General features: G+C 35.3%; 23 protein-coding genes and 1 other RNA gene. 9 read left to right on the forward strand and 15 right to left on the reverse strand.

Annotation, left to right across the window (positions count from 1 at the left end; genetic code table 11):
- Positions 1-10: 10 nt before the first annotated feature.
- The 7 genes from Q0O89_RS05135 to Q0O89_RS05165 are packed head-to-tail and all read right to left on the reverse strand — an operon-like array spanning position 11 to position 6,905.
- Positions 11-1,102 carry a lytic murein transglycosylase gene (locus Q0O89_RS05135; protein WP_293730635.1) on the reverse strand — a complete coding sequence of 364 codons (1,092 nt, stop codon included), beginning with the start codon at positions 1,100-1,102 and terminating at the stop codon, positions 11-13.
- 3 nt (positions 1,103-1,105) lie between these two features.
- Positions 1,106-1,915, reverse strand: a complete 810-nt coding sequence (locus Q0O89_RS05140; protein ID WP_293730611.1) for a glycosyltransferase — start codon at positions 1,913-1,915, stop codon at positions 1,106-1,108.
- Positions 1,916-2,797: a glycosyltransferase family 2 protein gene (locus Q0O89_RS05145; protein WP_293730612.1), complete on the reverse strand. Its 882-nt coding sequence runs from the start codon at positions 2,795-2,797 to the stop codon at positions 1,916-1,918.
- Entirely contained in the window at positions 2,797-3,975 is a 1,179-nt protein-coding gene (locus Q0O89_RS05150; protein WP_293730613.1) for a hypothetical protein, read from the reverse strand. The genes Q0O89_RS05145 and Q0O89_RS05150 overlap by 1 nt, the downstream gene beginning before the upstream one ends.
- Entirely contained in the window at positions 3,975-4,742 is a 768-nt protein-coding gene (locus Q0O89_RS05155) for a glycosyltransferase family 25 protein (protein ID WP_293730614.1), read from the reverse strand. The genes Q0O89_RS05150 and Q0O89_RS05155 overlap by 1 nt, the downstream gene beginning before the upstream one ends.
- Positions 4,739-5,938, reverse strand: a complete 1,200-nt coding sequence (locus Q0O89_RS05160) for a hypothetical protein (protein ID WP_293730615.1) — start codon at positions 5,936-5,938, stop codon at positions 4,739-4,741. The genes Q0O89_RS05155 and Q0O89_RS05160 overlap by 4 nt, the downstream gene beginning before the upstream one ends.
- Positions 5,928-6,905 carry a polysaccharide pyruvyl transferase family protein gene (locus Q0O89_RS05165; RefSeq protein WP_293730616.1) on the reverse strand — a complete coding sequence of 326 codons (978 nt, stop codon included), beginning with the start codon at positions 6,903-6,905 and terminating at the stop codon, positions 5,928-5,930. The genes Q0O89_RS05160 and Q0O89_RS05165 overlap by 11 nt, the downstream gene beginning before the upstream one ends.
- A 155-nt stretch (positions 6,906-7,060) precedes the next feature.
- On the opposite strand from Q0O89_RS05165, the gene Q0O89_RS05170 reads away from it, so the two are divergent.
- A complete protein-coding gene (locus tag Q0O89_RS05170; RefSeq protein ID WP_293730617.1) occupies positions 7,061-7,807 on the forward strand; it encodes a YdcF family protein in 747 nt (248 codons plus the stop codon).
- Positions 7,808-7,875: 68 nt separating this feature from the next.
- Here Q0O89_RS05170 and dacB read toward each other — a convergent pair whose 3' ends face one another.
- On the reverse strand, positions 7,876-9,312 hold the full coding sequence (dacB, locus tag Q0O89_RS05175; protein WP_293730618.1) for a serine-type D-Ala-D-Ala carboxypeptidase: 1,437 nt from the start codon (positions 9,310-9,312) through the stop codon (positions 7,876-7,878).
- A 170-nt stretch (positions 9,313-9,482) separates the two neighbouring features.
- Between dacB and greA the strand changes: the two genes are divergently transcribed.
- From greA to Q0O89_RS05205, 7 genes are all read left to right on the forward strand, one after another.
- Positions 9,483-9,959, forward strand: a complete 477-nt coding sequence (gene greA / locus Q0O89_RS05180; protein WP_293730619.1) for a transcription elongation factor GreA — start codon at positions 9,483-9,485, stop codon at positions 9,957-9,959.
- Between the two features lie 91 nt (positions 9,960-10,050).
- Positions 10,051-10,417, forward strand: a transfer-messenger RNA (tmRNA) gene (ssrA, locus tag Q0O89_RS05185).
- A gap of 158 nt (positions 10,418-10,575) precedes the next feature.
- On the forward strand, positions 10,576-10,950 hold the full coding sequence (locus tag Q0O89_RS05190) for a hypothetical protein (protein WP_293730620.1): 375 nt from the start codon (positions 10,576-10,578) through the stop codon (positions 10,948-10,950).
- Between the two features lie 384 nt (positions 10,951-11,334).
- Positions 11,335-11,502, forward strand: a complete 168-nt coding sequence (locus tag Q0O89_RS10520; protein WP_366516021.1) for an SEL1-like repeat protein — start codon at positions 11,335-11,337, stop codon at positions 11,500-11,502.
- 1 nt (position 11,503) lies between these two features.
- Positions 11,504-11,659, forward strand: a complete 156-nt coding sequence (locus tag Q0O89_RS05195) for a hypothetical protein (protein ID WP_293730621.1) — start codon at positions 11,504-11,506, stop codon at positions 11,657-11,659.
- Positions 11,660-11,969: 310 nt separating this feature from the next.
- Positions 11,970-13,007, forward strand: a complete 1,038-nt coding sequence (locus Q0O89_RS05200) for a hypothetical protein (protein ID WP_293730622.1) — start codon at positions 11,970-11,972, stop codon at positions 13,005-13,007.
- A gap of 1 nt (position 13,008) precedes the next feature.
- Positions 13,009-13,512, forward strand: coding sequence for a hypothetical protein (locus tag Q0O89_RS05205; RefSeq protein WP_135709629.1), 504 nt, complete (start codon positions 13,009-13,011; stop codon positions 13,510-13,512).
- Between the two features lie 27 nt (positions 13,513-13,539).
- Here Q0O89_RS05205 and Q0O89_RS05210 read toward each other — a convergent pair whose 3' ends face one another.
- The gene (locus tag Q0O89_RS05210; RefSeq protein WP_293730623.1) at positions 13,540-14,037 is read right to left on the reverse strand and encodes a hypothetical protein; all 498 of its coding nucleotides are present in this window, start codon (positions 14,035-14,037) and stop codon (positions 13,540-13,542) included.
- Between the two features lie 271 nt (positions 14,038-14,308).
- On the opposite strand from Q0O89_RS05210, the gene Q0O89_RS05215 reads away from it, so the two are divergent.
- Positions 14,309-14,536 (forward strand): helix-turn-helix transcriptional regulator, encoded by a 228-nt coding sequence (locus Q0O89_RS05215; protein WP_273405464.1) that lies wholly within the window; start codon positions 14,309-14,311, stop codon positions 14,534-14,536.
- 131 nt (positions 14,537-14,667) lie between these two features.
- Here the strand turns inward: Q0O89_RS05215 and Q0O89_RS05220 are convergent, their stop codons facing one another.
- The 6 genes from Q0O89_RS05220 to Q0O89_RS05245 all read right to left on the reverse strand — a co-directional run bounded on the left by Q0O89_RS05220 (position 14,668) and on the right by Q0O89_RS05245 (position 22,509).
- Positions 14,668-15,516, reverse strand: coding sequence for a glycosyltransferase family A protein (locus Q0O89_RS05220; protein ID WP_293730625.1), 849 nt, complete (start codon positions 15,514-15,516; stop codon positions 14,668-14,670).
- Positions 15,517-15,651: 135 nt separating this feature from the next.
- Positions 15,652-16,941: a serine--tRNA ligase gene (gene serS / locus Q0O89_RS05225; RefSeq protein ID WP_293730626.1), complete on the reverse strand. Its 1,290-nt coding sequence runs from the start codon at positions 16,939-16,941 to the stop codon at positions 15,652-15,654.
- Positions 16,942-17,059: 118 nt separating this feature from the next.
- Positions 17,060-18,487 carry a glycosyltransferase family 9 protein gene (locus Q0O89_RS05230; protein ID WP_293730627.1) on the reverse strand — a complete coding sequence of 476 codons (1,428 nt, stop codon included), beginning with the start codon at positions 18,485-18,487 and terminating at the stop codon, positions 17,060-17,062.
- Positions 18,488-18,489: 2 nt separating this feature from the next.
- Positions 18,490-19,725 (reverse strand): hypothetical protein, encoded by a 1,236-nt coding sequence (locus Q0O89_RS05235; protein WP_293730628.1) that lies wholly within the window; start codon positions 19,723-19,725, stop codon positions 18,490-18,492.
- 151 nt (positions 19,726-19,876) lie between these two features.
- Positions 19,877-20,965 (reverse strand): 5-methyltetrahydropteroyltriglutamate--homocysteine S-methyltransferase, encoded by a 1,089-nt coding sequence (locus Q0O89_RS05240; protein ID WP_293730636.1) that lies wholly within the window; start codon positions 20,963-20,965, stop codon positions 19,877-19,879.
- A gap of 200 nt (positions 20,966-21,165) precedes the next feature.
- A complete protein-coding gene (locus Q0O89_RS05245; RefSeq protein ID WP_293730629.1) occupies positions 21,166-22,509 on the reverse strand; it encodes a replication-associated recombination protein A in 1,344 nt (447 codons plus the stop codon).
- Between the last annotated feature and the right edge of the window lie 42 nt (positions 22,510-22,551).

A 22,551-nucleotide genomic window follows, 5' to 3' on the forward strand; every position in this document is an offset into this window, starting at 1 on the left:
CAAGTTACATTTACATTCCTGTCACGCTTTTAATACGATCAGCGAACATACCTACACTTAAGGCATAATAGTTTGAACGGTTCCAATGTAAAATCGTACGGAAATTATTGGTCACTAAAAATGCACGCCCTACTTCTTTGTCAGGACGAACAAGCCATAACTCCGCATTAAACATCGCATTTAACTTATTCTGTTCAAAACTATTTTTTAACACTACCCCTTGCGCTTGCCAGTCACTTAAGGAGCGCGCTTTGCTTTTTTCTATTCCAGATTGTGCTAAATCAACATATTGTGTTAACTCAACTTCCACACCCCAAGGCAAACGATTATCCCAACCGACTGTATGTAAATAATTTGCAATGGAAGCGAACACATCATATTCATTTGTCCAAATATCTTTACGCCCGTCACCATCCCCATCTGCCGCATAATTCAAATAGGAAGTCGGCATAAATTGCGTTTGTCCCATTGCTCCAGCCCAAGATCCCAATAAGCGAGCGCGTTGAATATCATTGCGATCTAGCATTTTCATCGCATTAACAAATTCTTTACTGAATAATTTTTCACGGCGGCCATCGAAGGAAAGCGTCGCTAATACAGAAAGGACATCAAAATTCCCTTGGTAATAACCAAAGCTACTTTCCATACCCCATAAAGCTAAGATAAATTCTTGCTGAACACCAAAATTTTGGCTTGCTTTTTGTAATTGCGTGCGAATATCCCAATAATTTTCTTCCGCTTTATCCACTTTGGCTTGCGTTAAATGCTTGGTAATGTAATTAGTTGCACCATTTGGGTTAGGTGGCGAAGGCGGTTGATTTTTGCGACGCGCTAAGTTCCCTGCTTGCTTCTGATCCAATTCCACTGCTTTGGCAATATACCGAATATTTTGTTGTGCGTTTAAAGTTGCCACAGAAACGCCCTGCCCTGCCGCTTTACGTTTTAAAAATTGCACATAATCTTGGAAATTATTTAACGTGCGTGCTTTGTTGTAAGTTGCGGTTTCGGTTAAAGGTGAAAGGCTATGGGTACTCTGATTTGTCGAACAACCAGCTACCACTAAACAAACCGCAAGTGCGGTTAATTTTAAGTATGTTTTCATCATTTATTTTCTCATTAATTTGTATAAAAGTTTAACCACCGAAACAGGCATTAAACGAGGTAATGTACGCGCTAAAAAAGTGACAAATCCACTAACCGCGCTTTGAATTTTAAGCTGCTGTTTTAAACGATAAAGTTTCCATTCGCTTTTAGCATAAATCCAACCACGGCGGCGGCTAAACATTGCATTACCTGCCGTACGCGCTAATAACAGCACTTCAGGCAAATTGCCCACTTTTTTACCTGTCGCAATAATACGATTCCATAAATTATAGTCTTCAAGGAATAAATGATGCTGATAATAACCAACCTCTTCAAGTAAAGACTTACGATACGCCACCGTCATATGATTAAATGGTGAACGCATTTGATTAAATTTCACAATATCCGCATAGTCCGTTGGAACATGACGTTCTGCGGTAATAATCTTTGGATCGGCATCAAATTCCGCAATTTGCGTACTAAACATCACAACATCAGGATGCTGTTCAATATAAGCAACTTGTTTAGCAAAACGCTCAGGCAAGCAAATATCGTCCGTGTCCATACGGAATAGCCATTCATTGTGAGCGGCTTTAATCCCTTCATTTAAGGCTTTGCCCAATCCTACATTTTGTGGCAATGGCACGCGTTTAATCGGCAATTTAGCCTGAAATTCATCAATCACGGCGGCTAATTCAGCGGTAATTGCCCCATCTAAGACCAACACAATTTCATCAGCTTGTACAGTTTGATCCGCTAAACTTTGCAAACTAGCACGTAAAAACTCGGGTTTTTCCTTAATATATAAGGACATTAAAACTGAAAATTTCATTTATACAAATCTTTTTAAGTTAATTGCCAATTTAGGCGAAATAAAGGTGACAACTGCAATAAGTAAGTGATTTAAACGATGACTTAATTTAAATATTTCAAAATAATATTTTGCAGCTTTTCGAGATAAATTCATGGCATATGGATATGCCAAAATATAAAGCGAATTTAGTTTAAAGTTATGCGCTTGCTCTGCTGTTTTTACATATTTCTCGCGGATAATCTCAATGGCTTTTTCTGTATTTTCCATATTAGTCGAAACGCTCGAACGTTTTGTATGAAATGCACATAAGGTTAATGGTTTATCCACATAAATAGGTTTGAAATTTTTACTTGAAACCACTTTTAATACAAAATCATAATCTTCAAGAGATTTTAATTCCGTTGATAATCCATTTAATTCAAAGAAAAAGGTTCTTTGAATACCTAGCATTGGAATACCGCCAATTTTATTCGCAAGTAGTATATTTTTGAGTGTTAATTTTTCTGGTGGTAAAGGATGTGTAATATAGCTAAAACCTTCATTCACCATTTCGCATTTTGCAGGATGATAAATAAAATTACCCTGTTTATTCTCATGAATCGCTTGAGCTAATAATTCACATTTATTATTTTCAAAACGATCATCATCATCTAAAAATAACAACCATTCATGTTGTGCATTTTCCGCACCAACATTACGGCTTTTAGCCGGTCCGGAATTCACGGTATTACGAATAAGTGAGACAGGAAAACTAAAAGTGCGGTCAATTTGAATAGCATTTGGTGAGCAATCATCTACCACAATCACTTCAAAATTTTTCACAGTTTGGTTTTCCAAACTCAGCAACAATGCATTAATTTCAGCATTACGATTATAAGAAGGAACAATAATACTAAACATTATTTTCTCTCAAAAAGTTTTAATTTTCCTTTGCTTCCAAATAAAGAAACAAACATTAAAAATGTGGTCATCAACCCAGGATAAGCATAAGTATCTGCTTTAATATTTAATACACTTAATAAAAATAAAGTAGATAAGGTATAAATCCAGCTGCCATTAAACCAATTATCAGCAATACGTTTTACAAAATAAGCTGTAAATAAGAAACAGATAAAAATATAGCCTACGCCACCATATAATGCCTGACGAATAAAGCCTGAATCTGAACCACCATAATAACTCCAGCCGTTCGGTTGATAATAAAGCCCATCCCCCATTATTAATTGTTTCAATTCAGGCATAAATAAATGTTTATTCATTAAGGTATCAGTTGAAGAACTTAAATGTTCACCACGAACTAAATTGATTAATGGTTCTAAAGCATGTTCAACATAAGGATGAGTAGGATAAAAATAAGCCAACCCTAAACATAATAATCCAAACATAAGTAAGACCGGAATATAACGAACACGAAAATAAACAAGAATACTGACCGCTGAAAAGATTAAAAAAGTACGACCTGAAATTAAGCCAATACAAAGTAATAAGAACAGATAAACAGCATTTAATGGTTGTCCTTTTGCATGATTAGCTAAAATAAAATGTAATAGCATCAAATAGAATGCACTTAATGGAAAGAATGCTGACGAGGTTAAATTATATAGACGATATTCTTGCTCTGAACCAATAAATCGTGGCAAATGTCCCCCCATAACAGAATTTGTATTCAGGGCAAGGTCGATCATAAATGATATACCGAATAATGCACCAATACCAATAATCCCTTGTATAACAATCCCCGTATTTAAATCCCGTAATAATTGTGTTCTTTTTTCTGTATGATGATAAAACATATTATAAATCACGATACCAAAACAGAATGTAATCATCGATTTAACATACATACTGATTACGCCCAGTTCTTTAGTTCCATTAATCAGAATAGGAATTATCGAAAATAAAATTAAAGCGAAACAAACAATTAAACTATCTACAGGAAGCACAAATTGTTTTTGCGCTTTTTTATACCATTGATAACCTAGCAATAATACAGAGAACACACCAATAAGCATGCTCATTCTTACAACATGGAAAAACCAAGGATCATATAAATAAAATAAATTAACGAATGCAGACATTATAAATTTCTCTTAATGGCAAGCAGTTTTTTCAGTGGTAATTTGAATAATTTTTTTACGATATTATTATTTAAAGACCCGCGAATAGCCTCTAAATTACTGGTTAAACTTGGGTTTTCAATCGCCATTAATGGACGAATAATGAGAATATCCAAACCAAATTTATCACCAAATAGAATAAAATCATCAGCTAACCAATATAAATTCTTTTGAGCATATTCTAAAAATACACGACAAGCAGATTTCCTAATTAAATAAGCTACAGTGCCTGCAAAATAATTTTTGTAAGGATAAGCATAGTAATAATTTGTTTGAGCTATTCTCTTTTGGAAGGCTTTAAGCGTTGTCGGATAATTAATCCACAACTCTCTGTCATCAAAACTTAAAATTTTTGACTGTCCAACTAAAATAATATCTGCATTCAACTTTTCATTTAAAAGTGCGGTTAGATTTTCATTAAAATTTTCAGCAAAAAGAACATCATCCTCACAAACTAAAACATAATCCTCTTCTGCAAGTGTTTGGTCATCAATAATTTTCTGATAAACCGCCAAATGACTTAATGTACACCCAATTTCACCTTTCGTGACCTGACGATGATAGGCTTGCTTAAAAGCATCATAATTAAACTTATTTTGTAATTCATCATCTGATAAAGCCATAGTATTAATGGCATTAAAGATTTCAAAATCAGATGTTTCCGCCTGAGAGAAAAAAAGTTCACGGCGATGAGCATCTTTTTCGAGAGAAATTAAATATTTTTTCATTTTTGCTCTACTTTCAAACTGTTAACCGGATATTTAAAATAATATACAATCGAGATAGCAAGGCGTGTTAAGCTAGAACCGATAAAAGCAAATGCCACACCATAAAGCTGATATTCTCGTAAAAGATAAAATAATACCACAAACACACCAATAGAAATTAATTGGCGGGTAAATAGTAATATCTGTTTACCTTGGAGTAACATATTTTGCGAAAGCAACCAAGACAATCCTGCAATAATTGAATTTAAAATAAACCAAATAAGAATAGGGGCAACTTCAACATATTTGGCACTGAAGAAAAATTTAATAATCGGCTCTGCTAATAATGGTGTCAAAATGACAGCACCAATACTCATTAAGACAATGACAGCCAAGACAGATTTAATTCGATTAAGATTATTCAACAATCCTGAATAATAATAATCTGTTAGCATATTAATAAATTTTGTTAATAGTGCATCAAAGGCAATGCATACCGTATAAAGACCTAAGTAATAATGCCCTATCCAAGCTACAATTAAGAATTTATCAATACTGGATGTTGTTGCTCCAAAGATTTGATAAAGATTTTGTTTAATCCAAGTTTTTAAGAAAAAAGGGCGGTCAATTTTTTCAATCTTTGGGTTTTCCTGTTGAAATTTTTTCTCAATTTTATAAAGATAATATAAACAAGTAATACCTTGAATAAGACTAAAGACAGTTAATAATTGAATAACCAATTCAAGCGGTTGTTCACCCAATAATAAATACGCACCTCCATAAATTGCCACCAATAAAATAGGTTGCTGTAACGTTAATGCGCGATAAATTTTTAATTTAGGATCAATTTTGCTTTTTTCTAATGTAATGGTAAGAATGGCTGTAAAAATGACATTAATCACAAATAACCATTCAAATTTTGTAAAATCAAATAGCGCAATCGCCAATAATGCCACCACAATAGCCGCAGTCAAAAAAGCTAAAAAGTAACGGCGCCAATGTAAATATTGTTTATGTCGCATAGACAATGCTAAGGCAAAGCCTGAGCCACCGGTTGCAATGGCAACAACATAAGAAACTGTGGTAATAAACAATTGATGGGTGCCGCGATCATCCACTGAAAGCATATGAGCAAGGACAAAGGAGCTTACCATAGTAAGCCCCATGCTTAAAATCGTGACCGCAATGAGCGTCAATAAAGAACGATTATTTTTCATCAGAATTATAAAGTTTAGTGTAATCTATTTCGCTTGTCCATTGATGATAATAGCCTGAATTCTTACCGTAGGAATTATCACAAACTTGATTTGGTAAGCCTAATAAACAAGAGAAAATATGTCCGTGTAAACGACTTGTAATAATTTCATCATAACTTAAGAAAATATCTTGGCAACGCGAAATAACCGCTAATGCATGCTGAAACCAAAGATCGTTAATTTTATTTTTTACAAAACCTAAATTAAATTTATTCGCTAATTTGGAAAAACGACTACACCATAATTCAAATTTTATATCACTTGGTAACAAAATATCTTCCCAGTCTTTTACATTTTCTAAGCTAGGCAAGGTTGCTTGGATTTCCGCCTCAATATGGCTTTTTTCAATATCTTTACGTAAAAAATAAAGTTTTTTGTCACCACTATGTACGGATGTTTTTTGTGGTAAAACGCCATAAAGTTGGTGCGCCATATCTGGCGATAAATAAGTATTTGGTGAAAAATAACTTTTCATCATATCAAAGGTTTTACTATCTCGTGAAAAGAGATGTAAATCTTGATGTTGAGAAAACAATGCTGCAGATTTTTTCATTGCATCATCACAAGAATAATGCGCAGTTTGTGGCAATAAAATAATACGATTATTCGGAAAGGCCTGAACAATATCTTCACGCATTTTTTGAATTAATGGATATAAATCTCCAAAGTTCCCCCCACCATGGCATAAAATGGTGGTATTTTTACCAATGAATTTTTTCGCTTCCATTAAATCAAACGCTTGTAAAGCTCGGCGTAATTTAATTTGAATTTGGTAATCTTTAAAAAATTGCTCTGTTCCTGCATAAATTAATAAATCCCCTACATTTAAATGCAGTGGATAATCAAAATAAACCACATCATTTTTATCTAAAATAAGCTCATTAATAGTATTTAATTTTTGTTTTAATGATAGTAAAACTGAATTCATAACATTCCTAACCAGATAAATAGCCCTAGGGCAGGTTCCCTAAAAAAACTTGCGTATCATAGCACTTTGATTGCCCTTTTGACAGTCGTTTAAGCATTGAGTTCCTAGCCAATTTGGGGAATAATAGACAAAAAATTTTTTACTTTGGATTGAATATGTTTGAGCTTACCAAAATCATCACGAATATCATTCTACCGCCTTTTAATGTCATCCTATTATTGCTTCTTGCATTTATTTTCACCCTATTTCGTTTCAAAAAACTCGCATTTTTGACCGCGCTTTTGAGCATCAGTATTTTATATTTTTTCAGTATTCCATACACCGCTGAAAAACTCAGTAATAGCCTTGTTCAAGAAGACAATTTAACAATTAATGATTATCGACAAGCACAAGCAATTGTCATATTAGGGGGGGGATTACGAGACAGCAAAGAGCTTTATAGCCCTATTACCGTGCCGGGCTTGCCATTGGAACGCATGCGTTATGCCGCCTACTTGCACAAAGAAACAGAATTGCCTATTTTGATTAGCGGTGCAAGTCCCAATGGAAACTCAGAAGCGAAAGTCATGGGACAAGAGCTTTTTACCTTTTTCGCGATCAAACCTAAATGGTTAGAAGAAAAATCAACCAATACCAAAGAAAATGCACTCTTTACAAAAGAAATACTCGAACGAGAAGGCATTACGCGTATTGTTTTAGTCACACATCAATGGCATATGCAACGCGCAAAAATGTTATTTGAACGTCAAGGCTTTACGGTTTACCCAGCTAGCGTAGGTTCAGGTAAAATTCCTGAAAGCTACGGCTTAAACTATATGCATTTTATTCCACAAGCAGGCGCACTTAATGCCAATATGCAGTTGTTAAAAGAATGGATTGGGTATTGGAAAGAAAAGATTTAGATATAATAGACAAAATGATTGCTCATCAACGCATTGAATGATGAGCAACCATTTTACGAACAACCTATTTATTCTGCATATATCGCATTATAGAGTTTATGTTCAAAATTCACTAATTGCGCGCGTTTAGTTTTATTTTCTAATTCCCCTGTTGAATAGCCATTAATAAACTGCACAAAGGCAACTTTTTCACCGCGCGCATTCGTCATAAAACCGGCTAAATTATACACCCCTTTTAATGAACCTGTTTTGGCAATCACATTTTTCACTAAAGGAGCCTGAATTAATCCACCACGCCCACTAATTGTACCGTCAACCCCAGCAATCGGGAAAGTTTCCATTAAATGCAATGTACTTTCATTTCTAGCAATATATTCCAATGCTTGTAACATAGTGTTCGGGTCAATTAAATTATGACGGGATAACCCTGAACCATCAGCTACAATCGTATGCCCAAATTTAATTCCTGCTTTGGTAGATAGTACTCTTTTCAATGCCATCGCACCTAATTGAAAAGAAGTTGGGCGTTTATAAGTATGATATGCCACTGTACGAAACAAACTATCTGCAATCTGGTTATCTGATTTTTTCATCATTTTTTTCAATAAATCAGGTAATGGCTTAGAAAAATGCTCCGCCAGTATTTTCCCTGTTTGAGGTTGATGTGGCACTTGAACTTGCCCATTAAATTCAATCCCTAGTTGTTTAAGCTGACGCTGAATAATCGCCGCCGCATAAGCATCAGGGTCTTGCACCGCAAAACTCAAACCAAAAGGCTTACTTTGGCGTGCAATGCATCCTTTAATCTGATAACGATTATTGTCATGAACCACAACATCTAACTGACAATAAGGTGCATCCTCATTACTCACCACTTTAACCTGACCAAATACTTGAATAGGATATTGTGATGGAACATTAAATTTAACACTTTCCCCCACAGATTGATTCGCTTCTAAATTCACCGAAAAACAGTTACTATCAATATTTGCCGCGGCAGGTGGTGAATTAAAGCACATAGTCAAATCATTCCAAATCCAGCCAATACCACGATCATGGCTTGCAAAAACAGAAGTATCTAAAATTAAATTTCCCTGAATTTTGCTTACCCCTTGTTGCTTTACTTGAGCCAATAATTGATAAAGTTGGCCGCTGGTTAAATCAGGATCCCCTGTAAATTTTACGATTAAATCTCCATTTAGCTCGGCATTTTGCAAATTACCATTCGCCAATACCGATGTTTCAAACCGAAATTGATCGCCTAATACCAATTTTGACGCCAAGGCAGTAAACACTTTTTGTGTACTCGCCGGTAACATAAAAGTTGAAGCATTGTGTTCTGCAATGACTTGATTTGAATTAAGATTTTTGGCTACAAAACCTAAGCTTGCACCTTGCGGCAATTCATGACTAAAACGTTGAACATCCACTTGTGCAAATGCAGTTGCGCTAAGAAACAGGGTGGAAAGAATCCATTTTTTTAAATGTGCTGTTGTATTTAACATAGTAAAAGTGCGGTTAGTTATTGCTATTTTTTTTCAGACGAACAATAATAGACCTCGATTCCCTTAGAGTAAATTTATTTTTGCTCATAATCTAAATTTTTTATCTATGTGACGACATCACAATGTGATGCCGTGGTTTTGTTTTTACTTAATAAAAGAGAAAACGAATAATGAAACAAATTCCAATGACTGTTCGCGGTGCAGAATTATTACGCGAAGAATTAGATTTTTTAAAAAATACACGCCGTCCTGAAATCATCAAAGCCATCGCGGAAGCGCGCGAACATGGTGATTTAAAAGAAAATGCGGAATATCATGCTGCGCGTGAACAACAAGGCTTCTGTGAAGGACGTATTCAAGAAATTGAAGGTAAACTTTCTAATTGCCAAATTATAGATGTCACCAAAATACCTAATAACGGCAAAGTCATTTTTGGTGCAACCGTTGTGTTAATCAACGTTAATACAGAGGATGAAGTGACTTATAAAATTGTAGGCGATGATGAGGCAGATATTAAGTCAGGATTAATTTCTGTTAATTCTCCTATCGCACGCGGTTTAGTCGGTAAGGAAGTCGATGATACGGTAAATATCATCACACCGGGCGGTACCGTTGAATTTGATATTGTAGAAGTGAATTATATTTAATCAAATTCTCGCTAAAAAGCCTTAACTCACTAGCCTTAAGGCTTTTTTACTTGGTATTTTAAAAAATATTTGCTAAACTGGCCGCACTTTTGGGGCTGATTTTGGATTCGACGGGATTAGCGAAGCCCAAGGTGCACGTCGAGGTGCGGTAGGCCTCGTAAATAAACCGCAAAAAAATAGTCGCAAACGACGAACAATTCGCTTTAGCAGCTTAATAACCTGCTCATGGCCTTCGCTCCCTAGCTTCCGCTCGTAAGACGGGGATAAAGCGGAGTCAAACCCAAACGAGACCGTGTGGACGCTTCAGCTTGGAGATCGAAACACTAAATTGAATCAAGCTAGCTTATCGCTTGCGTGTCTGTCCGCTGGTGATAAGTGAAATTAAAGACGAGACTAAGCGTGTAGTACTGAAGGTAGAGTAATTTCGGACGGGGGTTCAACTCCCCCCAGCTCCACCAAAATACAATTTGATAGAATCCTATCGAATACAAAAAGTCTTGAAAATCACCTTTTCAAGGCTTTTTTGTTCCTATATAGTCTAATGTAAATTTTTCAACACTACTCACGTTACTTGCAACGTTTTTGGGTTAATATTTTCTCTTAAAATAGGTGACAAATGGAAGCTTTGCTTATTTCACCTTATATGGTTTTGCTCTGTGTTTTTTATCAACGTTTGAGACGTTTACGTGTCATTTACTATCTCATTTTTGTCTCAATCATTATTACGGTAAGTCAATGGCTCATGCAACTTAATTTCGTGGGTTATATTGTGGGATTTGGAAATTACTTAGCTATCGTATTCGAATTTATCATTCTTTTTGTCGGTATCATATATCAATTTGTCTATTTAAAAATACGTGTAGTGAATCAGGCTCAACTTGACGAGTTATTTAAAATGCCAATACTTGCCCTTTTTCCACGTCCAGCGTTATGGTTTACAATGAAAAAAGACTACGATTTGTTTTGGGATAATTACAACAAGCAAAGATAAACATATTCTAATATTGATAAAGTAAATTATCTTATATGCCTTTAGCATAATCATAATGCTAAAGGCATTTTATTTTGATATTGTTTTTAATGTTTACAATAAAATAACATATCACCAGAACAAGAATGGGCGCAGTTCATTAAAAATAGTCTCACAGTAAATACCTATAAAAGTTTACAAAATGCCAAACAAGCTGCGCAAGATGGTGAAATTGAATGGCCAATCACCTTATCTGATTTCTATGAATATCGAGATGAGAATGAACATATAAAATGGCTTAAACTTCTTGCTGAATCAGGAGAAGAAACAAGTAGCTATTCATTAGCACTAGTCTATGAAAAGCAAAAAAATTATTCCGCAGCATTACATTGGTATAGAAAATCTATCGATGATCCTGAAGCTCAAGAACGCATTAGTTATTTCTATGAACATGGATTAGGTGTGGAACAAAATGAATATCTTGCATACCATTGGGCGAAAAGGGCTGCCAACAATGGTAGTGATGACGCTAAAGCAAGACTTCCTGAGTTAGTAATCTATTCGGAGATGTAAGATGAATAAGTTATTAGAAATAGACGGCTCAGATCTTAGTGATATTTTTCCTTACCTAAAAGATGAAAATTGTCACTATAGTGAATTTTTACTTGTAGATAAACCTTACGAAGAGAGCAATGTAAAACATTACAAAACCAAGTTGCAGAAACGATGAATGTTGAAGATTATAAAATCTTTAAACTAAAACTGCATATTCAACATTTAAAAAATTACATCAAAGATCTAGAGTCTAAACTTCCTTCCCCTATCTGGTAAGATCTCATACCTTACTCAGCGAATTATCCCTAATCTGATAGCCTTAGCCGATCTGCTAATGGCTGTCAGATTATTCTCATCGCTCACTCACCAATATCCAAACTCCCTATTTTGATCTTATCTTGGCTTGATTTTCTATCAATATTTTGCCAATATACACACCATTCGTATCATTTGGATGATTATATTTATCTTATTTGGAGTTACCTATGAAAAAACTACCTACCTATGTTGTCCTTCTCACTTCATCTATTTTAGTGGGTTGTAATAAATATGACCTAAAAATCCCACAAGATCTTCAAACTGTAGAGTTTTATACCGCAAATGAAGAAAAGGCCTTGAAAGCTCAAAAAGAATGTGAACAGATCGAGAATGAAATCGAGCAAATTTCTCGCTCCATTCCTAAATCAGAACAACTAGAATTCGATAAATATTTATCACAATCTGACTACTCTAAATTCAGAAAGAATTGCAGAAACGCTATAGACGGTTTAGATAATATTGAACGCCAAAAAGAAAAAGCTAAAAGAGAACAGCAAGAAGCAAAGGAACAGGCTGAGAAAGAAGCAAGAAAAGATGAAATTATTAAGTATATGAAAGATACCTATTCGTCCTATGAGCAACTACCATGGCAAGATGGTCTTTCTAAAATTTTAAGCGAAACTGTCACTTCTACTAGCCATCCAGACTCTGATCCTGCAAGAGAGTTTTTTTATGCTCGAAACGAAGACATGTCTTCTATCGATAGAAATATGATCAAAAAGTTGGGGAATTCGGATATAGAATCGCATATCGAATATGGTTATGAATTAGCATTAGATGACAAAAACGAACTTGCTTTAATATATTCCGCAAACCAACTTTGGCAAAAAGGCTTAGCTGAGTTAAAAGCGAAGAACTATGCTGAGCTTGCTGTCGATGAATCTTACTGCAAAAAAGATAAAAGAAAATATTCTGCCTGTGATGTATGGAGACAAGCTATTTCTGAGAAACGTGCAGAAATTGTTAAAAATTACACCCTAAATTATGATAGTTTAAAAACAGACTATAACCAATGTGTTGTTCAATTGGAAGATTATTTGAAATCAGTCAATGTGGGCAAAAATGACACGGGTGTTCCTTATAATATTTTAAAAGGTATTCAAGAAACTGAAAAAAATATTTATGCAAAATACCCTTGTTCTGAAACGGAAGAAGCATTACGAAAATTAAATTTAAACTTCGATCACTATGAGAAACTAGATTAAAATGAATAAATTAAAACATATCATAACCGAACTGTTGAAAAATGAGAAAATTAAAATATTTTTCAACAAAGTTATTCATCTTATAAAAGGATTAAAACAACATGTTGTTATCAATAATCTGATCAATAAAACAGTCAATTTTGTAAAACAGCATAAAGCCATTTCTGTTGCTATTGCGGTAAGTGTTGTCGCTATTCCCCCATTAATTACACCGACATCACATTACCCAAAAGAATGTCGTGGCTTAACAGGAGAAACGGATTATCGTGGTGGAATGCCTTGGAATGATAATTATGTGCCTGAATTATCTCTATTAGCATTTGAAGAAGATCCAAAACTTCTCTTAGGAAAAAAAGGGGGAATGTTTACTTATTACGATGATGATATTCTTCCTGAATTATTTGAAGCTAAATATTCTCGATTAGTAACAAGCTCTGGTAAAAAAAGTGCTGAAATTTATAGAGAACAACTCGCTAAAGCTTGTCAAAAATATAGAGAAGAATAAATATCATATTCCTATTAGCACTCTATTTCAGAGTGCTTTTTTATTATCCTTTTCTCTAAAAACAAACTTTCTTGCCCAAATAGTAAACTGCTTTAAAAAATATAAAACACGAAATACATCACCTGATAAACAACAAATCTTCATTTCACCCCAGGTGCGGTTAAAACGAAGTTCAAATTTTTCATTTTTATGTTCCCTTAATTTATTTTTTTCATATATGTCACAAATACGATGGCTAATATCGATAAGATCAAAAATTAAGTCAGTCGATAAATAGGATAAATCTATTCTGATTTTAAACTCTTTCAGGAACGGATCTTGATGTTCTCTTAAAACATAAAAGCGATTACGAGAAACAAACATAAAAAAATTTTCCACAGAAATATTAAGGACATTTTCTTCAATGGTTTCTCTAATATCATTCTCATCAACATCCGCTATAGTCCAAGCCATAGATAAGTTAAGCGTATAGCTTTTATTCCCTAATAGTCTTACTTTTCTCAATATATTTTCATTTGTCATCATAATTATTCTCCTTTTATTTAATGAACTAAAAGGAAAGAAAAATCCCCTTTTAGATTACGAAAAAATATCATCTAAAGGGGATTTAGTTATAAATAATGTACGTTCTGAAACTGGGTCTGTCAAGGTCTTGACGAGATAAAAATATTTTCAAAAACACTATATACTATCCGTAGAGAATCGATACTTTATTTAGTGATAAATCGAATGTAAATTATCGATGCGCTATAGATAGTATGTAGCATATTCTTCTCGGCTTTTATAAAGTCAAGATATGAATAAAGAAGAACGTGAAATCCTATTAAAACAACTTGGTCTATCAATCAAGTTAGAACGAGTCAGAAAAGGCTTATCTCAAGAAGATCTTGCCGAATTATCAGGCTTGCACCGTACCTATATTGGTATGGTAGAACGTGCTGAGCGTAATATTAGTGTGCTCAATTTAGTGTTGATTGCTAAAGCACTTGATATTTCAATCGATACACTATTAAACTGGCGATAGGCTAATATAAATCTAAAGCGCGGTGAAAATTCCACCGCGCTTTTCTTTTTAAACTAACCGGCATTATGTGCTCCTTACGCAAGCGCACCACTTGTACTTCCGCTTTGCGCAACGGCTACATCATACCGAAGTTACTTATCCCAAGGGTAAACACCACCATGTCGCTCAAGATTTTGTTGTTGCTTTTGAGCCGTCACTTGGTAATTTAGTTGTCTAACTTCTTCACGACTTAACCCCGGAAAAGCTTTTTCGACAGATAAAATAAATCCCATATCATATTTATCTAAATCATACAGATAATTGACAGTGAATTGTTTTGTACAACAATGAGAAACATTAAATTGCACCAATGCATTAAACACATTTGTGTCATTATGAATACCGCTATACCAAAAACGAGAAATAGCAATGGCTAACTCTCGGCGCATCATATAACAATTCGTATCAATATGATGACCTTTATGCGCAGTCGTATGCATCGCCAGAGTTTGCCCATTTATCAAAATCTGGAAATTATAGGGATTATCGAGTTTATTCTCATAAAAGCCAATAGATTCCAGCGTATCCTTACAAATAAACTGCTCAGCGGGTGAATAAAAATTACGCAATGCATAAACATAATCTGCCCCTGATTCATTCAGGGTTTTAACACATTGCTCAACATGATTGGGTTCATACCAGTTATCATCATCCAAATAACAAATCGCGGCTTCTTTTACTAAAAAAGGCGCAATTGCATTAATACTACTATTTGTCCAACCATCCGCTCCGGTATTCATGGGCAAATAAATCGCGGTTACCTCAGGATATTTATCCAAAATAACTTTCGCATCCTCACGAAATTGCTCACCGTCTACAAATACATAATGTTTACAAGGGTAAGTTTGTGCCTTAACACTTAAAATTGCGCGTTCAAGCTGCGCCCGACCAATAGTAGAAGTAATCACGGCGACAGATAAAGGACTATTCACTGTTTGCATAGAGGATCCATCTAAAAATAAAGTAAACCACTGGGAAATGTTTCTTTTATTAAGATAAAAAAGTGCGGTCAAAATAATAGTTATTTGACCGCACTCTAGGTCTGTTTATCATTCAATCAAAGGGTTAGTGAGAGCTTAACCAATCACTTCCAAACCGCCCATATATGGACGTAATACTTCAGGTACCGTAATCGTACCATCTGCATTTTGGTAGTTTTCTAGGACTGCAACCAAGGTACGACCAACCGCTAATCCTGAACCATTTAGGGTATGAACTAAACGTGGTTTTTTGTCATTTTTACCGCGACAACGTGCTTGCATACGGCGTGCTTGGAAATCCCACATATTTGAGCAAGATGAAATTTCACGGTAAGTGTTTTGTGCCGGAACCCAAACTTCCAAATCATAGGTTTTACATGAGCCGAATCCCATATCACCTGTACATAATAAAACTTTACGATACGGAAGATTTAATAATTGCAATACTTTTTCAGCATGTCCCGTTAATTCTTCTAAAGCTTCCATTGATTTCTCAGGTTCAACAATTTGGACCATTTCTACTTTATCAAATTGGTGCATACGAATTAAACCGCGTGTATCGCGACCATAAGATCCCGCTTCTGAGCGGAAACAAGGTGTATGTGCGGTCATTTTCAACGGTAAATCTTCTGTATTTAAAATTTCATCGCGCACTAAGTTTGTAACCGGTACTTCTGCTGTAGGAATCAAGGCATAAGGTTGTTCGCCTTCTAACGCTTTAGTATGGAATAGATCTTCACCAAATTTTGGTAACTGACCTGTTCCATACAATGTAGTATGATTCACTAAATATGGAACATAAGTTTCAATATAACCATGTTGCTCAGTGTGTAAATCCAACATAAATTGCGCCAAAGCACGGTGCATTTTCGCAATTTGACCTTTCATGACAGCAAAACGTGCACCACTTAATTTTACGCCGGCGGCAAAATCCAAACCGCCTGCTAAACTTTCGCCTAAAGTGACATGATCTTTGACTTCAAAATCAAAGGTACGCGGTGTTCCCCAACGTAAAATTTCTTTATTTTCAGAATCATCTTTTCCTAATGGCACTTCATCCGCCGGAATATTCGGGATCGTCAACGCAATCGTATTTAATTCAGCAGAAACTTCATCAAATAACGCTTTGGTCTGTGCTAATTCAATCCCCATTGTCTCTACTTCTGCCATTAATGGTGCAATATCTTCACCACGCGCTTTTGCCGCTCCAATGGCTTTTGAGCGCGCATTACGCTCAGCTTGTAGGGTCTCTGTTTTAACTTGTAACAGTTTGCGATGCTCTTCTAATTTCGCTAAACGATCTACATCTAAGTCAAAATTACGTTTTTCTTTTAATTTCTGTGCGGTTTCTGCAAGGTTATTACGCAGTAAATTTGGATCGATCATATTGTTACCTATTTTATTCCATAAAAAGTGCGGTTATTCTAACGTGAAATCTTACAAAAATCACCTTAGGATTATGCAATTAATTTATTTTTATATATTAGCATTTGTTTATCTTTCACTAAAAAGTAGCGTTATTGCCCCCAAAAGCCCTCATCATTGCATTTAACTCAGCGATCACACTCTCAATAACCGGCTGCCAATCATAATCAAGCGTTTGTCGAAACAGGCGAACGCTTTCATACCAAACCGAATCTTCTCGAGAAATCAACCATCGAAAATCCGGTTTATAGTTAATCAAAATCCACGTAGGTTTCCCCATTGCCGCAGCAAGGTGGGCGACAGAAGTATCCACGCTAATGACCAAATCTAAATGCTCAATCATTGCGGCTGTATCGTGAAAACTTTCGATCGCCCAATGGCAATCTACCACATTCTCATAATGCGCTAAAACCGCTTGATCTGCTTCACTTATCTCTTTTTGCAGCACATAAAAATCCGCCTGCACATTAAATAATTGAGCAAAAAGAGCCACAGGAATGCTGCGAATTTTATCGGTTTCAGTTTTGATGCCCCCTTGCCACACCACGCCGATTTTTAATTCATTATTTTTTAGCGGTAATTTTTTCTGCCATTTTTGCAAATATTCAGGTGCAGCAACAAGATATTTTTCCGTTAAAGGAATATTTGTTAATTCAGTTCCTAAAATATAGGGCAAACTCATCATTGGGATCCAATGACTAAATTCAACTTTATCACCTAGTTTTGCTGTTGGAATATGATATTTAGCTAAATTAAATGTTAAAAAATCATCAACATAAGTATTATTCCAAACTAAAACATCAAAGCCTAATTGTTTTAAATAAATAGCATAACGAACAAATTGAATATTATCGCCAATGCCTTGTTCAGAATGAATTAAAAGTCGCCCTTTTCCTTGTGAAATATCTTCCCCTTGCCAACGTGGCCGAGGGAATTCTATCGGCTTTTTAAATGATTTATAACCTGTTTTCCACCGATATTCATAGAATTTCCAACCCTCTTTAAATTCCCCAACCAAATTTAATAAAATTGCCTTATTAAAACAAGCTAACGCATATTCTTCCGGAAAATCTTGCAAGGAATTCAAGGCAAAATTACAATCACGTAATGCCAAATTAAATAGGCCTAAATTCTGTAAATTACCGCTACGTAATACAAACAAAATAGGATCAATTTCTTCTGCGGTTAAATATTTTTCATTATTTAAGATATAAGAAAAAATTTCATAATAATGACTATCTTTTTCTGCTTGATATTGTTCAGCAAAACGCTTTTCATCTAAATAAGATTGATATTGATGATTATAATATTCCTGATCCGTTTTTCCTTCTAAAAAAGCAGAAATACGATTATCTACTTTGGCAAGAGCATCACATCCCAATTCTTGTAACAATAAAGCACGCCGGCGATAAATAAGCGGATTTTGACTATCAAAAGACAAACTGCGGTCGATTTTAACTAATTTATCAAGTTTTTCTAAAAGCGGTTTTGCTATTTCTATCTTCATTTTCAAATTAAAGAGGTATTTTCTAAAATATAACGAACACCACTATTTTCCTGCCATAAATCTAAACTATTAAAAATCAACTTATCCATTGGTTTTAAATGAATAATGTATTTTCTATTTACGGCTAAATCTAATAGCTTCTCATTATGATAAAAAGTAACACTAATTGGCATATGACAATTTAATAATGGCTGATAAGCAAAGGTAATAACTTGTTCCTTATCTTGTTCATTAGCAAAAATAATCTTCCCATTATGCTGCAGATCAATAATTAAATTATTTCCTTTACCGAATAAACCCTGTTCATTATTTGTTGCCTTTAATGAAACACATTCTATTTCTAACGGTGTTAATAAATTTTCTGCTTTAGGTAAATGAGCAAAAAGCCCTCCACAATTGATATAAGAATTTGAATTTATTTCACCAATACAAAATGCTTTTCCTTGTTCTAAATAGAAAGATTTTTGTAATGCAATAAAATGATATTCTTTACTTTCTCGATGATAACGGGTAATGTGAATACCTTCAATAATTTCATCTTTAAGTTTAAAATACAGGCTATTCTTCTGTTGAAAGGCAAGTTGAATTCCCCAAAATGGCAAGCAATTATATTTTTCTGAGAGATATGCCACCCTATTTTTCATTACGGCATAAAGATTAAATACTGAAGTATCAACCCCATAAATCATAGGGAAACCATTAAGGCAATTGAGTTCATCAACTATATAGCAAAAATAATTTTTCCACGCTTGAGAATGCCCAACGACTAAACCTACTTGCCAAACAAAGCCTTGCTGTTTATATAAATCATCAAACATTATTTGATATTCTTGTTTTTTATTTTCAGGTAAAGCTAAAGATAAAAAAGGTGGATAAATTACATCATAGCAACAATAAAGTTTTTCATTATCTTTAATATTTTCAAATAATGTTAAAAATGAAGAAGGGAACCAAATATCCGCATCATATAAGGCCAAATAATCATATTGATATTTTTCAGCAATATGTGCAGCAGATATTTGTCTATCAATTAAAATTTCGGAAAATAAATTTTCAGCTGGGAAAATAAGAATATGTTGCGCCCGTAATTTTTCTTTTTTCGCTTCTGAGAGTTGATAATCAATAACACCAATATCCCCCTGATAATCTGTTTGTTTTAAACTTAAAATAAAAGGAATAAAACAGCGATACCAAATTTCATCATTGTTATTTAGCGCCGTTAGGATTAGTTTTTTCATTTTTTCTCTGGAGTGACAAATAAGGAGAAGATTATAACGTAAATTTGCTAAATGTTTTTACCGGAAGGATATTTTTTCTGCAAAAAAATGCCCAATATTGTTTATCGGGCATTTTGGAAAGAAAAGTGATGATAGGTTATTTATGGATAAACTAATCTTCGCCCCAAATTTCTTTGGCAATTTCTTCCACATGGCGTACTTTTGCCCATTGTTGGGCTTCAGTCATAATATTACCTTCTTCGGTAGAAGCAAAACCACACTGTGGGCTTAAGCAGAGTTGTTCTAATGGCACATATTTTGCCGCTTCCAGAACTCGGGCTTTAATTTGCTCTTTATCTTCAAGTTCAGGGAATTTAGAACTGATTAAGCCTAACACAATACGCCCTTTATTATTGGCAAAATGCTTGAGAGGTTCAAAGCCGCCAGAACGTTCATCGTCATATTCAAGGAAATAGCCATCATAATTGGTTTGAGCAAATAATCCATCGGCAATAGGATCATAAGCCCCACTTAAAAGATAAGAAGATTTATAGTTGCCACGACAAACGTGGGTGGTAATGGTTAAATCTGCCGGTTTATCGGCTAGAATAGCTTGGATGTTTGCCACCGCTTGTGCTTTATCGGCTTCAAAGGTCGGTTGCTGATAATTGTTGCAAAGCGATCCCCAATAAACATCGTCAATTTGTAAATAACGGCAGCCGGCTTCATAAAACGCTTTAATTGCCTCTTTATAAGCCTGTTGCACATCTTTGGCAAATTCTTCACGTGTTGCATAAACGCCTGTATCCCATTGAATTGGATACATCAGCTGGTTTGGACTTGGAATAGTAAATTTCGCCACTGCTCGCCCGGCGACAATTCCATTAAACTTTTTAAAATGTGCAATAAAAGGGTGATTTGGATTCCAAGAAACTTTACCACAACAACGGGTATTATAAGGACGAACTTCTACGCCTTTAAACGCATAGGCTTTTTCCGGTACATAACCTTCAATGCCATTTAAATTTTCTAAGAAATCAATATGCCACCAAGAGCGATGAAATTCGCCATCGGTTACCACCTGAATTCCGGCGGCTAATTGTGCTTCAACCAGATTTTTAACTTCTTGCTCGACAATTTCATCACGCGCTTCTAATGAAATTTTACCTGCTTTATAGTCGGCTTGGGCCTGTTTCCAAGCATCTGTGCGTAAATAAGATCCAACGGTATCTGCGTGTAAAGGTAATGTTTTTGCCATAATCGTTTCCTTATGATTGGTCTAACTAATGTTATTCAATCCTAAGGGAAATAGGCTGTTTCGGCAACTTAAAGAAAGGATTTAACCGCTGAATTATTTTCCTCTTTAAGATGAAAAAATTTCATTTTGCCATTGAGTTTTTATAAAAGGAGTAGGGGCTGTTTATCTTTCAATAAAAAGCTGTGTTGTCGCCTAAAAAAGTTTTATTTTCCCCACCGCACTTTATCGCTTAACTTATCTTGCTCTCTTAACCAATCTAACTTCTCTTTAATCTTAATTTCCATACCACGCTGAGTAGGGAAATAAAATTGCGTCTCTTTAAGTGCTTCTGGGAAATAATTTTCACCGGCAGCGTAAGCATTGGGTTCATCGTGAGCATAACGATACTCCGCGTGATTTCCCAGCTCTTTGAGTAATTGAGTTGGGGCATTGGTTAAATGACGCGGTACATCATAATCAGCCGCTTGTTTAGCCAGTGCTTTGGCGGCATTAAATGCCTGATAAACGGCATTACTTTTTGGCGCAACCGCAAGATAAACAATAGCTTGTGCAATGGCTCGCTCACCTTCTGCTGCGCCTACACGCGTAAAACAATCCCAAGCAGCTAGTGCCACTTGCATCGCACGAGGATCCGCATTCCCAATATCCTCTGATGCAATGGCAAGCAAACGCCGTGCCACATAAAGCGGATCACCGCCTGCGGTAATAATCCTGGCGTACCAATATAATGCCGCATCAGGCGCGGAGCCACGTATAGATTTATGGACGGCAGAAATTAAATCATAAAAACGATCACCACCTTTATCAAAACGTGCTTGACGTTCACCTAACACTTCCGTTAGCAAAGCGCGGTCAATTTTTTTACCTTTTTCGCTCTCCTCTGCCATATCCACCATTAATTCAAGGCAATTCAAGGCAAGGCGGGCATCACCGTTCACATAATCTGCCAGATATTCCAATAAATTCTCTTCAATATCTAACCGCAGTTCTCCCAAACCACGAACCTTATCTGTAATGGCTTGTTGCAAGACTGCCTGAATATCAAGATTGGTCAAGGATTTTAAAATATACACGCGGGCGCGCGACAGCAAAGCATTATTTAATTCAAAAGAAGGATTTTCTGTTGTCGCGCCAATAAAAATAATAGTGCCATCTTCAATATGCGGCAAAAAAGCATCTTGTTGGCTTTTATTAAAACGATGCACTTCATCCACAAATAAAATGGTTCGGCGATCTGCCTGACAATTCAGTTTTGCACGCTCAATGGCTTCACGAATTTCTTTAATACCCGATGTGACCGCTGAAATCCGTTCTACTTCAGCATTAATTTGTTTGGCGATAATTTCCGCTAATGTTGTTTTTCCTGTCCCCGGTGGCCCCCAAAAGATCATCGAATAGGCATGCCCTGCTTCAATAGCTTTACGTAGCGGTTTACCCAAGCCGATTAAATGCTGTTGACCGCAATATTCCTCCAGCGAACGCGGACGCATGCGCGCCGCTAAAGGGCGAAAATCATTTTCAGCAAAATCAAACGTCAGATTAGACATACATCATTCCTACATCAAGTGACACTAAAAGAGAAAAAAGGG

This window comes from uncultured Actinobacillus sp., assembly GCF_945915845.1.
Taxonomy (GTDB): domain Bacteria; phylum Pseudomonadota; class Gammaproteobacteria; order Enterobacterales; family Pasteurellaceae; genus Exercitatus.

What these genes read in the sequence shown, in the direction of transcription:
- Q0O89_RS05135 (WP_293730635.1), bottom strand. Translation starts at nt 1,102, where the DNA reads ATGAAAACATACTTAAAATTAACCGCACTTGCGGTTTGTTTAGTGGTA.
- Q0O89_RS05140 (WP_293730611.1), bottom strand. Translation starts at nt 1,915, where the DNA reads ATGAAATTTTCAGTTTTAATGTCCTTATATATTAAGGAAAAACCCGAG.
- Q0O89_RS05145 (WP_293730612.1), bottom strand. Translation starts at nt 2,797, where the DNA reads ATGTTTAGTATTATTGTTCCTTCTTATAATCGTAATGCTGAAATTAAT.
- Q0O89_RS05150 (WP_293730613.1), bottom strand. Translation starts at nt 3,975, where the DNA reads ATGTCTGCATTCGTTAATTTATTTTATTTATATGATCCTTGGTTTTTC.
- Q0O89_RS05155 (WP_293730614.1), bottom strand. Translation starts at nt 4,742, where the DNA reads ATGAAAAAATATTTAATTTCTCTCGAAAAAGATGCTCATCGCCGTGAA.
- Q0O89_RS05160 (WP_293730615.1), bottom strand. Translation starts at nt 5,938, where the DNA reads ATGAAAAATAATCGTTCTTTATTGACGCTCATTGCGGTCACGATTTTA.
- Q0O89_RS05165 (WP_293730616.1), bottom strand. Translation starts at nt 6,905, where the DNA reads ATGAATTCAGTTTTACTATCATTAAAACAAAAATTAAATACTATTAAT.
- Q0O89_RS05170 (WP_293730617.1), top strand. Translation starts at nt 7,061, where the DNA reads ATGTTTGAGCTTACCAAAATCATCACGAATATCATTCTACCGCCTTTT.
- dacB (WP_293730618.1), bottom strand. Translation starts at nt 9,312, where the DNA reads ATGTTAAATACAACAGCACATTTAAAAAAATGGATTCTTTCCACCCTG.
- greA (WP_293730619.1), top strand. Translation starts at nt 9,483, where the DNA reads ATGAAACAAATTCCAATGACTGTTCGCGGTGCAGAATTATTACGCGAA.
- Q0O89_RS05190 (WP_293730620.1), top strand. Translation starts at nt 10,576, where the DNA reads ATGGAAGCTTTGCTTATTTCACCTTATATGGTTTTGCTCTGTGTTTTT.
- Q0O89_RS05195 (WP_293730621.1), top strand. Translation starts at nt 11,504, where the DNA reads ATGAATAAGTTATTAGAAATAGACGGCTCAGATCTTAGTGATATTTTT.
- Q0O89_RS05200 (WP_293730622.1), top strand. Translation starts at nt 11,970, where the DNA reads ATGAAAAAACTACCTACCTATGTTGTCCTTCTCACTTCATCTATTTTA.
- Q0O89_RS05205 (WP_135709629.1), top strand. Translation starts at nt 13,009, where the DNA reads ATGAATAAATTAAAACATATCATAACCGAACTGTTGAAAAATGAGAAA.
- Q0O89_RS05210 (WP_293730623.1), bottom strand. Translation starts at nt 14,037, where the DNA reads ATGATGACAAATGAAAATATATTGAGAAAAGTAAGACTATTAGGGAAT.
- Q0O89_RS05215 (WP_273405464.1), top strand. Translation starts at nt 14,309, where the DNA reads ATGAATAAAGAAGAACGTGAAATCCTATTAAAACAACTTGGTCTATCA.
- Q0O89_RS05220 (WP_293730625.1), bottom strand. Translation starts at nt 15,516, where the DNA reads ATGCAAACAGTGAATAGTCCTTTATCTGTCGCCGTGATTACTTCTACT.
- serS (WP_293730626.1), bottom strand. Translation starts at nt 16,941, where the DNA reads ATGATCGATCCAAATTTACTGCGTAATAACCTTGCAGAAACCGCACAG.
- Q0O89_RS05230 (WP_293730627.1), bottom strand. Translation starts at nt 18,487, where the DNA reads ATGAAGATAGAAATAGCAAAACCGCTTTTAGAAAAACTTGATAAATTA.
- Q0O89_RS05235 (WP_293730628.1), bottom strand. Translation starts at nt 19,725, where the DNA reads ATGAAAAAACTAATCCTAACGGCGCTAAATAACAATGATGAAATTTGG.
- Q0O89_RS05245 (WP_293730629.1), bottom strand. Translation starts at nt 22,509, where the DNA reads ATGTCTAATCTGACGTTTGATTTTGCTGAAAATGATTTTCGCCCTTTA.